Here is a 14,974-nt window from a genome sequence, read left to right on the forward strand (position 1 = left end):
GAGTCAGTCATCAATAACCGGACGCTACTCGCCCCGCCAAGACACCACCACCGACTTTCAGCACCACCTCAGCCCTTGGCATCAATCATCTAGGCAGAGCGGACCCTACGTATTGCTCCACCTCGGTCCAGTCATCCGGGTTTGCCTGCCGGTGGGCTGGCTCGCCCAGCAAGGCCCGCAACTCATCCAACGAGGACACGCACCGCTCCAACGAGTCGAAGTCGGCGCGCCGGTTCCACTGACGGGCGCCGCCGCCCGCGTCATCACATGTCTTCGGTAGCCCGATGCGCTCCGTGCTCCAAGTACGCGGTCTCCGCGCGTGATCGGGCATCCAGCGCGGCGTGGACGCGGCGGCCGAGACGCGAAATGAGGAGGCTGTCGATGTGATCCGGGTCGTGGAAGGCGTACTCACCGATTTCCACCCCGTGCAGGGTGATCCGGCCACGTCCGTCCGATGAGAGGATCCCGCCGTCGAAGACGAAGAGCAGCTTGTCCCCCTCGGTCGGATGGGGGCCCAGTCAGCAACCAGGAGTCGGCCGACGGGCGGGGTGATGCCCAGCTCCTCCTCCACCTCCCGAGCCGCACCCTCGCTCGGCGTCTCGCCCGGGTGCAAGTAGCCGCCGGGGATCTCCCAGCCGGGCTTGTAGGTGGGCTTGACCAGGAGCACGCGCCCAGCTTCGTCGAAGAACAGCACACCGGCGGCGGTACGGGGCTGGGCTACGGCCTCGTTGGGTTCGGTGTCGCTCATGGCGACGACTGTAGTCGTCCGGCGACGTCTCATCGGATGATGCGGAGCCGTTGAGCCACGCCCGCGAGAAGGTGGCTCGGCTTCCCGCGCTGCTGGCGGATCCACATGTGGCAGCTCACTTGTTCCGGCCCCAGCGGCCCGAACGCCGTCCAGATGTGATTGGCATCGTGGCCCAGACCGTTGTGCCGCCCGATCTGCCTCGGCCAGGCAATCGCACACAGTGGTGCGGTCGCGAGCCGACGGTGACGGGGCTCCCAGCCTCCTGAGGAGCGGCAGGGCTACGGTCTGCGGCGATCCAGGCCAGATCCGGCTCGCCCACCTTCGTCAGCAGCTTGGTAGGCCATCGCCGACCACGCCCGCGCGTGTACCTGTTCGTCACCTCGTAGCTGCGAACCGCTCGCTGGGCTTCCGACAGGATTCCGGGATGAGTCGGGTGGCGCAGGCATACCTGGCGTCCTGGTGGGCGCTGGGTCAGGCGCCAGCAACGGGGACATGGCCTGTAGTCCATGATTCGGCGATCAGGTCACCGAGCTGGACGTCGCGAGCGTCAGCCAGGGTTTTGATCACAGACAGCCGGTCCCGATGCGGCTGTTCTCCGTCTTGCGCAGCCAGTCGGCGGTTCCGCCGATGAGTCCGGCGAGCACCTCCTGGGACAATCCGCGCCGCCGCTACCCGCCATCAGTCAAGGCCACCACTCGAACACGAACGGGGGCCTCAGCCTGCGGCGTACGCCGCGGTGCTAAGCGGCCGCTGCATCTGCACGGCTTCGACGAGTCGCGTGTACACGGGCTCGTCACCGAAGAGATCGGGTTCTGGCGTGAGTCGCACCCGAGTCGCCTTCTCGACCTCCAGAGCCAGCATCTCAGCACCAGCCGCGAATGCGGCGGACGTCGCGCCGCTCTCGGTGACCAGCGTGTAGTGCCTGGTGGACAGCCTGACGCCATCGGCAACCCTCTGGCCAAGGGAGAAGCCAGCTTCCCTGATCAGCCAGCTCGCGCTTACCCGGACGGAACCGTCCGGGAAGTCATTGACCGGGGCCTGCCGGGCGCGCAGGCGCTGCGCGAGATCCGTGTCGATGGCCGGGCTGAGGAAGACGCTGCCGGCCGAGCGGTCATCCGGGTCTCCGGGAGTCCGCACCATGCCTTTGCTCCGTCGCACCGCGAGGACTGCGGCGGCGGCCTCGACAAGCGGGACGCGCTCGCCCTTGGCGATGCCCAGCCGTTCGGCGACCATGCCGTACGTAATCGGGGTGCTCAGCTGCGAGCGGTGCAGTCGGAACACCGCGCGCAGCAGGGTCCAGCGGGTGGATCGCTTGAAGATGCTGGTCCGGTGCCCGAGACCGCAGGCTGCGGCGGAGAGTCGGACCGCGCGGTCGGTCTCCCAGTCCCATGCCTCGACCTCGACGAGCGTGTCGGCGACCTCCTGTCCGTACGCACCGACGTTCTGCACCGGAGTGGCGCCGACCGTGCCGGGAATGCCAATGAGCGTCTCCATGCCGGTTAGGCCCTCGGCGATGGTCAGCTCCACCAGATCCTGGAGTTGGTGTCCTGCTTCCACGGTGGCGAGCACACTCTGGCCGTCAGGCTCCGAACGCAGGTCAACTCCCTGAGTTGCCATCCGGAGAACCGCCCCAGGGCACCCGGTGTCCGCCACCAGGACGTTGCTGCCACTACCCAGAACCAGCGGGCGGATCCCGAGCCGGCGGATCTGGTCGATCGCTGCGGATACATGGTCCAGCTCCGTCACCTCGAGGAGGGACTCGGCGGCCCCACCGACCCCGAGGGTCGTCAAGGGGGCCAGGGGGACCTGGGAGCGGACGTGCACGTGATCTCCTTAGTACGGACCGAGGCCGAGCCTACGCGGACAGGATGTCCTCCACCCTGTCGCGGACCTCGCGAGCCACCGCGGTGTCCCTCGCGCCGAAGCCTGTGTGCAGGACGCGAAGCCGGGCACGGGCCCGTTGCGAGTCAAGGTGCGCGCTCAGATTCATCGCGCTGTGCGCCGCCGCGGCAGCTCCCTCGATGTCCTCGCAGGCGAGCCGCGCCTCGGCAAGCGAAGCGTTGTGCAACAGACGGTTGCGGGGCTGCTCCTGGCCGAACAGCTCCAGTCCGCGCACAAGGTGTTCTTCTGCCTGGGTTGGCCTGCCGAGCTCGAGCCAGGCCCGCCCCGCGTCGGCGGCCAGCACCGCCGGCGTAACCCAGTAGGACCAACACGGGTCTATTGCTCCATCGATGGCCGATCCGGAAGCGGCGGCCTGCTCCAGTGCACGCTCGCATCCCACTACATCGCCGAGCTTCGCGTGCGCCCTGGCCTGACGGGTGGCAAGCAGAGCTTGGACAGCCCCGCTCTCGTGGCCGGCTGCTCCCGTTCGGGCCACCTTGACCAGCCGCAGGGCATCATCGTCGGCACCGTGCCACGCGGCCTGGTAGCTCAGGCAGGAGACGATGTTCGCGCCGAGCAGGCGGTCGCCGGCGGTGTGCGCGGCTCGCAGCCCGGTGAGGAAGTAGCGCTGCGCGAGAGCGACGCGGTCGAGGTCGGTGGCCACCCAACCGGCGAGCTGCGCGAGTTCGGCGAACGCTTCGTGGAGGCGCACGCCGGTTTGGTTGTCGTAGGCGCCGCTGCGGACCAGGGTTGCGGCCCAGCGGAGGTCCTGGGCGACCCAGTCGAGGACGAGCGGGCCGCCTTGGATGTCATCGAGTCGGCAGAGTCGAGCAATGCCGCGTGCCGTTCTGCGTCCACGGCAGATCCAGGCCGTCATCGGCGGACATCAGGACCCGTGCGGCCGTGAACTTGGCGGGCCACAGGTCCTCCGCACTCACTGGTTCGCTGAGCCGGCTGGACAGGATCTCGGCGACCACCTGGGGCAGCCGTCCTCTCGGGCAGGATCCTCGCAGCCACCCGTAGGGCGCTTTACTGCTGATGGTGCCAGGTCCGGACAATCGGTTGATCTCCCGGGCAAGGCGTTCCGGCGACCAGTCCAGCCGTTCCAGGCACCTGCCAAGCAACGATGCCTCCACCATTGCGGTCTGCCACCCGCCTTCCCTCGCCCGGACCGCTCCTCGGCCCCGTTCTTTCGCTTCAGCGTGGCACGGGCAAAGCACCGGATCCCGCTCGATCCGGGAGAGCTGACCATTCTTACCTTCTCGCAGACCACCCTGACCGTCGCTTCATCTTCTCTCAGGGCTTTCAGCGCGGTGAAGTTGATGCATGGCCAGGCGACCCCAGGCGGATCCCATCCTGCCGCCGGAGTCCCGATCAGCCTGCACACAACCAGGCGTTCGGTCCGTCGGTCAGTCCGCTGTCCGAAACGCCATTGACTCTCACAGGAGGGCACGGTGCGCATGATGACCAGCAAGCCAGCCAGTACCGCCGATGCGCTCTCCTGGCACGAGAGCTTCCGCGCCGTACCGGACACCGTCCCCGTCGTGCGCGCTCGAGTCCGTTGCGAGGTTCGCAGGTGGGGCTACTCGGATGTCGTTGTGGATGATGCCGAGCTGGTTGTGGCCGAGCTGGTCAGCAATGCAGTCATCCACGGGTGCAACGGAGCTGACGGACAGTTCGAAGTCATCCTGGCCGCCCGGGCGGGCGGGTTGGAGATCATGGTCGGCGATCCGAGTTCGCAGCTGCCGACTCGCGTCGAGACTGTCGAGGACGACGATCACGGACGGGGCCTCGTCCTGGTTCATGCGCTCAGCGCTCAGTGGGAGACCGTTGTCGGTCCCGGCGAAGGAAAGCGAATCTGGGCACTGATCGCGGCCGAGTCACTGCCGGGAGGCCAGTACTCCGCACAGACCGGTCGAGGGATCGAGGTGATCTCGTGCTGATCATCGCGATGGATTCACGAGCCATCGCCATGCAGGGCGCGAGCTTCCGGTGCAGCAGCACGGCGGCGAGCGTGCGGGACTTCCCCTTGGGCGATGGAACTGTCGAATCGGCGGACGACGCGATCTCTTGGATCCGCAGACGACTTGACGAGATCGCCGTCCCGCTGGATCCCTCCACAGTCCGGATCGTGCGCGCGTGGCTGAGCGACCAGACGGGGTACACCGAGGCTCTCGCCCTTCTCTCGCAGGGATCTGGCTTCGTCATGGAACTGCGCCAGGACGGCGTGACGTACAGCGTCGGCGCTGATCCGTTCATCCCGCCCTAGTCCGCGCTGGGTCACCGAAGTTACAAGCGGCCCACCGCCCCATCGTCTCCTGGCGCGATGCCGAGCCCGGCCAGGGTGTCGCCGTGCGGCGTCTCGCGCATCCGCGGCACGGCGGCACGGCTCGGGGTGGAGCCGGGCGGCCGGACCGTGCGGGTCACGCCGCCGCTGGTGTACTCGGCCACCGGGAGGTCCCGGGCTGGAGCCCGGCCCGGCCGCGCTCCAGGCGTGAGACGGATCTGGGAGGTGGAACGGTGGCGGTCAGCAGATTGCCGTCGTCCGTCTCCCGCGCCGTCACTTGACGAATTCCTGGACCACCTTGGGCGGCCAGATGCCGACCTTGAGCACGCCCATGGAGTAGGCGCGGGAGACGAGCGCGGCCCGGTTGGGCACGCGCAGCTTCCGTAGCAGGCAAGTCACGTGGTACTCGACACCCTGGCGGCTCAGGTAGAGCCGGGCTGCGAGCGGGACGGTGGAGACGCCAGCCGCAATGCCTTCGAGGATCCGGGCGTCGATCTCGCTGAGCAGCTTCTTGCGGCCGCTGACGATCTCGGACTCGCCCGTGTCGGTGCGGCCGCTCGGCATCATGACGAGGATGGACGACTCGTCAGGAGCCCCGCCGCGCACCATGACGGCGGTCAGCGGGGTGGTGAAGGTCTCGTCGTCGGGGCCGACGGCGATCACGTCGGTGGCGAAGCGGTCGCGGCGGCCCTCGATGAGGCCGGAGAACTGCCGCAGCAGCGGCTGCTGCACGCTCGGGTGCACGAGGTCGCTGAAGGTCCGGCCGCACAGGTCGGTGGAGGAGCCGCCGAACTGCCAGAAGAACTCCTCGTTCGCCTGCTGGATGGTCAGGGCCCGGTCGAGGCAGGCCATGTTGAGGCCCAACTGCCCGAGCGGCAGGGGCATCGCGGCCACGGCGCCCGGGTCGGTCCCGAGGTCCTGCGCAACGGCGCCGCCGGTCTCGGCCGGGGCGTAAGCGATGGTCGCCAAGGAAGTCAGATCCCTTCGAGGCGCGAGAGTTCGTCATGAATTCTTCGCGTAATTCTGGGTCGTTTCGACAGACGGCCCGTCAGCTTCTGTCACTGACGGACGGAATGAATGACGTCTGGAACGAACAAGGTCTGGAAAAGACTCTAGATTCGCTGTCGAGAGCCAGTCAACCGCCTCCGCCCCTGGTCGGGCCAACTCTGTGGGCCCGACCGGGGGGTTCGGTACGGACCGCACCGAACCCCCGATCCGTTCGGTACGGTCCGTGTTCTCACAGGTCAGGGCAGGTTCGATACGGCAGGTACGGCCCGGCACGGGGGCGGTACGGTCAGCGGTGACCGGCCGGTCCGGTTCCGGTCAGCAGGGTCACCAGCTCACGGCGCCCGGCTATCCCGAGTTTGCGATAGGAATTCGTCAAATGTTTTTCCACCGCGCGCGCACTCACCCGCAGTTCGGCGGCGATCTCTGAATTCGTCAGGCCGCTGCGCACCAGCGCCCCGACCCGCTTCTCCGCCGGGGTCAGCACGGCCGAGGGCGTGGGGCCGGGACTGCGGGGCCGGGCCGGGCCCACGCCGGCCGCCGACCACCGCAGGCCACAGCCCGCGGCCAGCCCGGCGGCCTCCCGCAGCAGCGCGGCGCCCTCCGGGCCCATGCCCGGGAGCCGGCCCAGATCGCGGACGGCACGCACGAGTTCGAGCGAGCTGCCGGAGGCCCGCAGCACCTCGACCGCCTGCCGGAGCAGCGCCTCCGACTCGCCACCGGCGGCGAGGGCAGCGCGCAGCCGCAGCGCCCGGCCGAGCGCGGCCGGCGCGCCCCAGGCTGCCGAGCACTGGTACTCCTCCTCGGCCAGCGCCCGGCCCGCGTGGACGTCACCGAGCCGACGGCACAGGCTGACCGCCCACGGGCGCCAGGGAAAGAGCACGGGGTTGCGCCAGCCCGCGGACTCCAGCTGACGGCCGCTGGCCAGCGCGGCGTCCAGTGCGAGTTCCGGTTCGCCCTGCTCGGCCTGCCACACGCTGCGGAGCAGGTCGAGCATGGCCGCAGCGGCTAGGCCGGACGGCCCCCGGCGGTCCGCCTCGGCCAGCACCCGGGCGCTGAGCGCCCCGTCCCGGGTGGCCAGCGCGACGGCGGCCAGCACCGCGATCTCGGTCGCCTCGGCCTCCCGGCCGCCGGCTCCGGCGAGCTCGAACGCCGCCTCGGCCTGCTCGCGGGCGGGCGCGAGCCGCCCCCGGGCGAGGTGGAGCAGGGCCTGCCCGGTGTGCCCGAGTGGCCCGGCGGCAGTGCCCGATCGGGCACGGCTGTCTTCTTCCGCGCTGAGCCAGGACTCCGCCGGGCGCAGCGAGTCCGCGGCGACCAGGGTGACCAGCAGCAGTGGCACCACCGAGTCCGGGCTGCTGACCGTAGTGGGCTCCCGTTCGAGGATCCGCTCGGCCTCGTGGGCGAGTTCAGCGGCGGGACGGCCCGCGCCCAGGGTGGCCGCGTGCAGCAGCACGGCCAGCAGCTCGCGCTCGCCGCGCGAGCACAACGCCGGCTCCTCGACCCTCAGCTTCCTGATCGAGTCCGCGAGTTGGGCCTGGTCCTCGCAGCCGGCGTGGCGCAGCCGCGCCTCCAAGCGCAGCGCCGCCTCCCGCGCGGAGCCGTCCAGGGTCTGCGCCGCGCCAAGCTCGGCGGCGGCCCGTCGCAGCAGGTCGAGCGCCGAAGGGCTGGTGCTGCGCAGGAAGTTGGGCGCCAGCTGCAGGACGGCCGCGGCGCGGTCCCGGGCGTCGGCGAGCAGCGGGACGGCCTGGGCAATGTGCCGCTCCCCCGCCTCCTGGTCGAACCACCTTTCCACGGTGGCCAGTTCGATCAGGAGGCGGGCCCGGTCGGGCCCGTGCTCGCCGATCTCCAGCAGGGCCCGGCGCAGGTAGCGGGCCGCCTGGTCGGGCGCACCCCGGCGCAGCGCGGTGTCGGCGGCGCTGCGCAGCACCGGGATCGACCAGGGGTGGCCGAAGGTGGCGACCGCCATCAGTTGGGCGGCGACCTGCTCGGCAGGCCGTCCGTTCTCGTACAGGACGGCGGCGGCGGCCTCGTGCCAGCGCTGGCGCTCCGCCGTGGTCAGCGAGGACTCCACCGCGTCCCGAACCACCCGGTGGACGAACGTCGCCTCGTCCGGGTCGGCCAGCAGGCCGAGTTGGTGCAGCACCCGCAGCGCGGCAGCGCAGCCGACCGCGTCCAGCCCCGCGAGGCGGCTGACCAGCGCGGTGTCGCCCTGCTCGGCGAGGGTGGCAATGGCGGCGGCGAGGTCGCGGACCGGCTGCTGCTGGGTGCGCAGGCAGCCGGTCAGCCGGTCGCGCAGCTGGGAGGGCCGCAGCGAGCGGGCGGCGTCGGCGTGCTCGGCCACCGGCCGGTGGCCGAGCACCAGCAGGCCGAGCAGGACGGACGTCAGGAACAGCGGGTTGCCGAGCGAGGTCTCGTGGCAGGCCCGGGCGAACTCCGGCTCGCTCGCCTCGCCCAGCTGCTCCAGGATCAGCTCGCCGGTGGCGGCCAGGGAGAGCGGTGCGGGGCGGAGCACCTGGACCGAGGCGTCGGCCACCTCGCGGACCAGCGGGTCCCAGGAGGCCTGGTCGCCGTCGCGCAGGGTGCAGACCAGCAGCACCCGCAGCCCGTCGAGCCGGGGCGCGAGGTGGGCGAGCCAGCGCAGCGACCGGACGTCCGCCCACTGCAGGTCGTCGATCAGGATCAACAGCGGTGCCTCGGCGCTGAGTTCGGCCAGCAGCGCGCGCAGGCCGCGCATCACCTCGGTCGGCGGGATGTCACCGCCGGCCGGCCCGTCGTCGCTGAGCAGCCGGCCGGCGGCCCCGGCCGTCGCCAGCCGCCGTGCCCGGGTGCCGGCGGCGGCGCCGGTGAGCACGCCGTCGAAGAGCTGGCGCACCACGCCGAAGGCGAGGTCCTGCTCCATCGGCGCCGCGGCGGCCCGCAGCACGTGCACCTCGGCGCCGTCGGCGCAGGCTGGCAGTTCGCGTAGCAGCGCCGAGCGGCCGATGCCGAGCGGGCCGGTGAGCAGCAGCTGCGACGAGCATCCGGCGGCGGCGGAGCGCAGGGCGCTGCGCACCACGGCGAGTTCGACTCCTCGTTCGAGCAGCATCGTTCAGCTTCCTTCCATCGCGCGGACCAGCACCTGCAGTTCGGGACGGCCCTTGATGCCGAGCTTGTGGTACGCCCGGTGGAGCCGGAACTCCACCGCGCGGCTGGACACCGACAGGGTCGCGGCGATGTCCCGGTTGCTGTGGCCCCGGCCGGCCAGCACGGCGGTCTGCCGCTCGGGGGGCGAGAGGTCCGGCCAGCGCGGTGCGGGCCGGGGGGCAGGACGCGCGCCGTTCTCCAGCGCCCCGGCCAGGGCCCGGGCCCGGACGGCCATCGGGCCGGCCGGGTAGGTCGCGGTCAGCACGGTGAGCTCGGCCAGGGTCGCCGCGGCACTCTCGCGGTCGCCGTCCGCGTCGGCCAGTTCCAGCTCGATGTGCTCGGCCAGCGCGCGGACGTAACCGGGCCCCGCCGGGCCTTCGCGCAGCACGTCGAGGGTCGCCCGGACCCGGTCCCGCCGGCCGGCCCGGTCGGCCACCTGATCGGCGCACAGCTGCGCCCAGCCGAGTGCGGTGGCCGTGCCCCAGCGGCGGGCGAGCAGGATCTCCTGCTCGCCCAGTCTCCGGGCCTCCTCGCGCTCCCCGGCGACGTGCAGGGCCAGGGCGGCGGCGGAGCGCCAGGGCAGCAGCGCGGGGTTGAGGCAGTGCCGGGCGAGCAGCCGCCGGCCGCACTCGCGCAGCAGCTGGGCCGCCTCCTCCGGCCGCCCGGCCCCGAGCGCCACCAGGCCCTGCGCGAACAGCATGTTCGGCCAGGAGTCGCTGCGCTCCGCCTCGGCCGGCAGCGGCAAGCGTGCCAGTGCTTCGGCACGGTCCTGCCGACCGCACTCCAGGTCCACCAGGATTCTGAGCGAGCGCAGTTGGGCGGCCGTCGGCGCGGAGCGGCCGAGCCGTCGCAGGCCCTGCTCGGCCGCCGTGACGTCCCGTTCGGCGGCCGCCAGCCGGCCGCGCCGCAGGTTGACCGCCGCCCGGACGGCGAGCAGCTGCGGTGCCGCGAGGTCGGCCCTGCTGCCGGAGCTCTCGCGCAGCAGCCGGTCGAGTCCGGCCTCGGCCTCGTCGTGGTGGTCGGCGAGGCACAGCGCCTTGCACGCGGCGAGCCTCGGCTGCAGGAGCACCTCGCCGCCCGGATGCCGTCCGAGCGCCAGCCGGGCGAGGTCCAGCGCGAGGTCGACGTCGCGGCCGCGCAGCGCGAGCTGCCAGGCCCGCACCCCCGCCTGAGCGGGCGGGAGCGGGCGCCGGGGCAGCGGGGGGACGTCGGGCACCAGCAGCGCGGTGTCCTCCTGCCCGGTCGGGTCGGCGCACCAGTAGAGCGCGAGCAGGTCGTCCCGTTCGGCGCCGTCCGCCCCGGGCAGGGCCTCGGCCACCGCCCGGCGGACCACGGCCGTGCCTCCGCCGGTCAACCCGAGGTCCGCGGCGGCGGCCCGGGGCGCGGTGCGGCGGCCGTGCCCGCGGATGATCTCGTCGAGCCAGCGGTCGCCGGCCTCGGGCTCCTCGACCAGGTCGGCGGCGGCGAGATCCAGGGCCAGTTCGGCCCGGACCGCGGGCGCCGGATCCTCCTCCAGTGCGCGCGTGAGGAAGGCGACGGCCCGCCGGTGGTCCTGCTGCCGGACGGCGACGGCGCCGGCCCGCAGCGTCCGGACCGCCCAGGGCGCGCCGACCGGGGGCGCCCCGAGCAGCAGCCCGGCGACGGCCAGGTCGCACACGCCGGCCCGGTGGGCGAGCTCGGCCGCCCGGCCGTACAGGTCGGCACGTCCGCCGGCGGTCATCTCCTCCAGCATCCGCGCCCGCACCGCCGGGTCGACCCTCGGCCCGGTGCCCGGCAGCCAGGAGATGCCGGGCACCTGCGACAGCAGCGCCCGTAGCCGAGACTCGCCCAGCGAGCTCAGCCCAGCCAGCGCGCAGACCACCCGGAAGTCCAGGACGTCGCCGCAGACCGCCAGCGCCCGGATCACCGCGACCGCCTCGGCGCTCAGCCCGCGCACCGCGCGCAGCAGGTGGTCACCGGTGACCACTGCGCAGATGGCCCGCAGCTCGGGCACCTGGGCCTCCACCGGCCGGTGGCCGTGCCAGGTGAACTGGCGCAGTGTGTCGTGCAGCACCCCGGGGTGGCCGCCGGTGATCCGCCAGGCCTCCGCGACGAAGCCCTCGTCGCCCCAGCGGTCGCAGCTGTGAGCCACCACCGAGGCCACCTCGGCGTGGCCGAGCGGCGGGAGCCGGTAGTGGTGCACGGTGAGGCCGGGGGCCGGGCAGGCCAGCACGAGCCAGTCCGCCTCGGTGTCGGACACCTCGTCACCGCCGCACAGCAGCGCGACCGGGAGGCCGGCCGAGCGCAGCACCAGGGCGTGCAGCCAGCGCAGCGACTCCGGGTCCAGCCACTGCGCGTCCTCCACGGCGAGCACCGTCGGCCGGTCGCGGGCAGACCGCAGCACCCAGGAGAGCCCCGGCAGCTGCACGGGGCCCTCCGCCGCCCCAGGCGCGTCCGGAGTGCTCAGCAGCTGGGCGGTCACACCGTGGGCCAGCCCGGCCTCGGACTGCGTCGCGCGGGCCCGCATCACCCGCAGTCCGCGCCCGGCGGCCAGCTCGGCGGCCAGCCGAACCAGCGTGTTCTGCCCGAACCCCGGGCGCCCGGCGACGGTGACCACCGCCGGGCCCTTCCGGCCGAACTCCTCGACCACCACGCTCAGCGCGGCCTGTTCACGCTCCCGTCCGCAGGCCGTCGGCTTCACCGGACGGGGAGCCGGCCGGGACTGCCCGAGGGCAAGGGAGTACTGCAACATTCACCATCACCAGATCTCCGGCCCCCGTTGCCGTCATGACGTCTGTGCTCGCCGCTCCCTCAGCCGGCCTCCACCAGGGACCAACCGGGGTCACGCAGCGCCTCGGCGAGTGCCTCCCGCCGCCCGACACCGAGCTTGCGATAGGCGCTGGTCAGGTGCGACTCCACGGTGCGCACCGTGACGAACAGGTGCCGGGCGATCTGCCGGTTGCTCGTGCCGGACGCGGCGAGCTCGGCGACCTTCTGCTCGGCACCGGTGAGCAGGTCGGCCCGGGACGCGGTGATCTCCGGCATCCGTCCGCCGCAGCGGATCAGCTGCAGCCGGGCCGCCCCGGCCAGGGCGAACGCCCCGCACCCGCCGGCCAGGCCGACGGCCTCCCGCAGATGCTCCCGGGCCCCTGGCAGGTCGCCGGCGCACAGCAGCGCCTGGCCGAGGACGTACTCGGCGCGGGCGTGCTCTGCCCGGGCCGGCGAGACCAACAGCAGCTGCACCGACCGGGCGAGCAGGTCGATCCCCTCGGGGCCCGGCGTGACGGCGCCGGCCGCCAGCGCCGCAAGTCCGAGGGCACGCGGGGTGCCCCAACGGCGGGCCAGTTCGCCGCCCTGCTCGGCGAGTTCGCGGCCGGCGGTGCCGTGGCGGCGCTCGCCGAGGAGCAGGCAGGTCTCCACCCACCACGGCAGGAAGACCGGGTTGACCACCCCGCTGGCGCGCTGCGCCGAGCCGCACTCGCGCAACGCCCGCAGGGCGGCGTCCGCGTCACCGGCGGCCTGGCGGATCCGGGCGTGGGTGAACAGGTAGAGCTGACGTTCCAGTCCTGCGCCGTCCAGCGCCACCGACCCGCCGACCCGGGCGAGCAGGCCCTCGGCCTGGCGCGTCTCGCCCCGGTCGACCAGGGTCGCGGCCAGCACCAGTCGTGGCGTCACCAGCCGGGCGTCGGCGCCCGGGGCGTCGGTGGCGCCGACCGCCTCGATCGCGGACCGGGCCGCCGTAATCGCCTCGTCGAGGGCTCCGCAGCGGCGCAGCAGCAGGGCGCGCCCGGCGAGCGCGAGCGCCCCGGTCCAGGAGGCCGGCTCGTCCTGGGTGCTGCGCACCACGAGGTCCAGCGCCTTCGCCGCGTCGGTGGTCTCGTCGGCCAGCACGAGCGCGACGCCCGCGGCGATCAGCGGCCAGCCGCCCCGGCCGCGCTGCCCGGTGACGGCGAGCACCCGCCGGGCAGCCGCGACAGCCGTCTCGCTGGAATGGCCGGACAGCGCGATACGCAGGGCGCCGAGCGCGTGCTCCCAGGGCGCCACGGGGGGCCCGGAGCGGTGGACGGTCGGCGCGGCCGGACGGTCCGTCACCCGGGCGACGGCAGCCGGGCCACGGCCGACGATCAGCAGCGCGCAGTCCAGCTGCCGCCGCAGCCGCCCGTCCACGTCCTGCTCGGGCCCGAGCGCCTCGCGTGCGCCGGTCAAGGCGTCGAGCAGCTCAGTCCGGCAGGCGGGGGCCAGCGGCACCGTCAGGCAGGCCACCGCGTACTGGACGGCGACGGCGGCCGAGCTCGCCGCGTCCCGGGCTCCGGCCAGCGCGGCGCGGAACTCCGGTACCGCGCTGACCGGGTCGGCCTGGGCGAGCGCCAGGGCGAGGCGAAGCCGGGCCCCGCCGTCCGCCGGATCGGCCTCCAGGACTCGCCGCAGGCAGTCCGCGACCAGGGTGAAGGCGCCCCGCTGCTCGGCCTCGGCGGCAGCCGCGCGCAGCACCGGGACCATCCAGGGCCGTGGGGTGCCGGGGACCAGCAGCAGGTGGCGGGCCACCTGCGCGGCGGGGCGGCCGGCGTCACTGTGCAGCAGGGCCGCCCGGGTGTGCAGAGCCGCCAGCCGGACGGCGCCCAGCGGTTCGAGGACGGCGGCGCGCACGGCCGGGTGCAGCACACCGGGGCCGTCGGGGTCGAGCGCGCCCGCGCAGCGCAGCATCGCGACGCCCTCCTGAGCGCGTGGGGCGGACACCCCGGCCAGCGCGGCGACCTGTTCGGTGCAGTCGGCGCCGATGACGGCGACGGCCTCGGCGACGGCCCGCGCCCAGTGGGGCCGGTCGGCGAGCAGCGCGGAGACCGAACGGCCAAGGAGCCGGCCGCCGAGCTCATCGGCGCGCCGGCCGCCCCCGCCGTCCGGTCCGGCGCCCTGGCTGCGCAGCTCGGTCACCACACGGATCGCGGTGCGCGGGTTCCCGCCGCACACGGCGGCGACCCGGGCGGCGACGGAGGGCTCCACCCGGCCGCCGAACCGGTGCCGGACCAGCTCGCCGATCGCCTCGCCGCTCAGCGGCGCCAGACACATGGCGGTGGTGGCCGGCTGGGTGGCGAGGTCCGTCCAGGCGCCGCCCCCTGCCGGTTCGGCGCCGAAGCGCCGCCCGAGGGCGATCAGCAGCGGCTGGCCGAGGGCCCGGCGGAGCAGGAAGTCCAGCCAGCGCAGCGAGTGTTCGTCGCAGTGCTCGGCGTCGTCCAGGGTGATCAGCAGCGGGCCGCGGCTCATCAGGCCGACCGCGTGCCGGTAGAGGCCGTGCAGTACGGGGTAGGCCGCCGCGAGCGCGAAGGGGCCGGCCGCCTCCGGGGCCGGCAGAGCGTGCGGGGCGTCGGCCGGCGCGGTGGCGGGGCCCGGTGCGGTGGTGAGGGCGCGCAGTCCGGCGTAGCCGGTGCCGCCCGGGGTGCAGCGGCCGCGCAGCACCGTCATGCCGAGGCCGTGGGCGTGGTCCGCGAGCGCGTCGAGGAGGCGGCTGCGGCCCAGGCCCGCCGGAGCGGTCAGGACCACGCAGCCGGCCTGCCCACGGCACGCGCCCTGGGCGAACGCGGCAAGGGCTTTCAGCTCACCGTCGCGCCCGAAGATCACCTCCGGTGGGACGGAAATGTGCCCACGGTCCACCAACCCGCCCCCCTTGCACCGCAGACGCCCATCCCGGTATTCCGGCGTCACCCCCTCGAATGAGCCGCAAATACGATTTGACAATCGCCGGTGCAACCGAACGCATCCGTCCGAAATGTATAGGACCCATCAAGAGTCTGACGTGCCACCGGATGGACATCCGGTGGCAACACGCCCGACCGACTCAGGGTGACACTACGTCACAGTCACGGCGCTGCCCGGACCGGCCGCTGCAAACTGCCGAATTCTTAACACAGGACATCGGGCTGAACCGTCACAGAAGCGGACATCGAATCACAAAC

General features: G+C 73.2%; 10 protein-coding genes. 2 read left to right on the top strand and 8 right to left on the bottom strand.

The features are described 5' to 3' along the window. Positions 1-85 precede the first annotated feature (85 nt). From AB0K43_RS29865 to AB0K43_RS29875, 3 genes are all read right to left on the bottom strand, one after another. Positions 86-748, bottom strand: a complete 663-nt coding sequence (locus AB0K43_RS29865) for an NUDIX hydrolase (RefSeq protein WP_363645247.1) — start codon at positions 746-748, stop codon at positions 86-88. A gap of 714 nt (positions 749-1,462) precedes the next feature. Then, positions 1,463-2,572, bottom strand: a complete 1,110-nt coding sequence (locus tag AB0K43_RS29870) for a UDP-N-acetylmuramate dehydrogenase (RefSeq protein ID WP_363645249.1) — start codon at positions 2,570-2,572, stop codon at positions 1,463-1,465. A 31-nt stretch (positions 2,573-2,603) separates the two neighbouring features. Next, positions 2,604-3,506: a hypothetical protein gene (locus tag AB0K43_RS29875; RefSeq protein ID WP_363645251.1), complete on the bottom strand. Its 903-nt coding sequence runs from the start codon at positions 3,504-3,506 to the stop codon at positions 2,604-2,606. Positions 3,507-4,089: 583 nt separating this feature from the next. Here AB0K43_RS29875 and AB0K43_RS29880 point away from each other — a divergent pair. Both AB0K43_RS29880 and AB0K43_RS29885 read left to right on the top strand, forming a co-directional pair. Beyond that, on the top strand, positions 4,090-4,572 hold the full coding sequence (locus AB0K43_RS29880; RefSeq protein WP_363645253.1) for an ATP-binding protein: 483 nt from the start codon (positions 4,090-4,092) through the stop codon (positions 4,570-4,572). After that, positions 4,566-4,898, top strand: coding sequence for a hypothetical protein (locus tag AB0K43_RS29885; RefSeq protein ID WP_363645255.1), 333 nt, complete (start codon positions 4,566-4,568; stop codon positions 4,896-4,898). The genes AB0K43_RS29880 and AB0K43_RS29885 overlap by 7 nt, the downstream gene beginning before the upstream one ends. A 20-nt stretch (positions 4,899-4,918) precedes the next feature. Here AB0K43_RS29885 and AB0K43_RS29890 read toward each other — a convergent pair whose 3' ends face one another. The 5 genes from AB0K43_RS29890 to AB0K43_RS29910 all read right to left on the bottom strand — a co-directional run bounded on the left by AB0K43_RS29890 (position 4,919) and on the right by AB0K43_RS29910 (position 14,723). Continuing rightward, on the bottom strand, positions 4,919-5,080 hold the full coding sequence (locus AB0K43_RS29890) for a hypothetical protein (RefSeq protein WP_363645257.1): 162 nt from the start codon (positions 5,078-5,080) through the stop codon (positions 4,919-4,921). Between the two features lie 109 nt (positions 5,081-5,189). Continuing rightward, positions 5,190-5,801: a LuxR C-terminal-related transcriptional regulator gene (locus AB0K43_RS29895; protein WP_363645287.1), complete on the bottom strand. Its 612-nt coding sequence runs from the start codon at positions 5,799-5,801 to the stop codon at positions 5,190-5,192. A gap of 409 nt (positions 5,802-6,210) precedes the next feature. Further along, the gene (locus AB0K43_RS29900) at positions 6,211-9,006 is read right to left on the bottom strand and encodes an AAA family ATPase (RefSeq protein ID WP_363645259.1); all 2,796 of its coding nucleotides are present in this window, start codon (positions 9,004-9,006) and stop codon (positions 6,211-6,213) included. A gap of 3 nt (positions 9,007-9,009) precedes the next feature. Continuing rightward, a complete protein-coding gene (locus AB0K43_RS29905; protein ID WP_363645261.1) occupies positions 9,010-11,775 on the bottom strand; it encodes an AAA family ATPase in 2,766 nt (921 codons plus the stop codon). Between the two features lie 59 nt (positions 11,776-11,834). Next, on the bottom strand, positions 11,835-14,723 hold the full coding sequence (locus AB0K43_RS29910; protein WP_363645263.1) for an AAA family ATPase: 2,889 nt from the start codon (positions 14,721-14,723) through the stop codon (positions 11,835-11,837). Between the last annotated feature and the right edge of the window lie 251 nt (positions 14,724-14,974).

The sequence above is a fragment of the Kitasatospora sp. NPDC049258 genome (genome assembly GCF_040678895.1).
Taxonomy (GTDB): domain Bacteria; phylum Actinomycetota; class Actinomycetes; order Streptomycetales; family Streptomycetaceae; genus Kitasatospora.

Bases quoted from the DNA above. Each gene is read 5' to 3' on its own strand.
- AB0K43_RS29895 (WP_363645287.1), bottom strand. From the start codon at position 5,801: ATGCCCCTGCCGCTCGGGCAGTTGGGCCTCAACATGGCCTGCCTCGAC.
- AB0K43_RS29880 (WP_363645253.1), top strand. From the start codon at position 4,090: ATGATGACCAGCAAGCCAGCCAGTACCGCCGATGCGCTCTCCTGGCAC.
- AB0K43_RS29900 (WP_363645259.1), bottom strand. From the start codon at position 9,006: ATGCTGCTCGAACGAGGAGTCGAACTCGCCGTGGTGCGCAGCGCCCTG.
- AB0K43_RS29905 (WP_363645261.1), bottom strand. From the start codon at position 11,775: ATGTTGCAGTACTCCCTTGCCCTCGGGCAGTCCCGGCCGGCTCCCCGT.
- AB0K43_RS29865 (WP_363645247.1), bottom strand. From the start codon at position 748: ATGAGCGACACCGAACCCAACGAGGCCGTAGCCCAGCCCCGTACCGCC.
- AB0K43_RS29875 (WP_363645251.1), bottom strand. From the start codon at position 3,506: ATGACGGCCTGGATCTGCCGTGGACGCAGAACGGCACGCGGCATTGCT.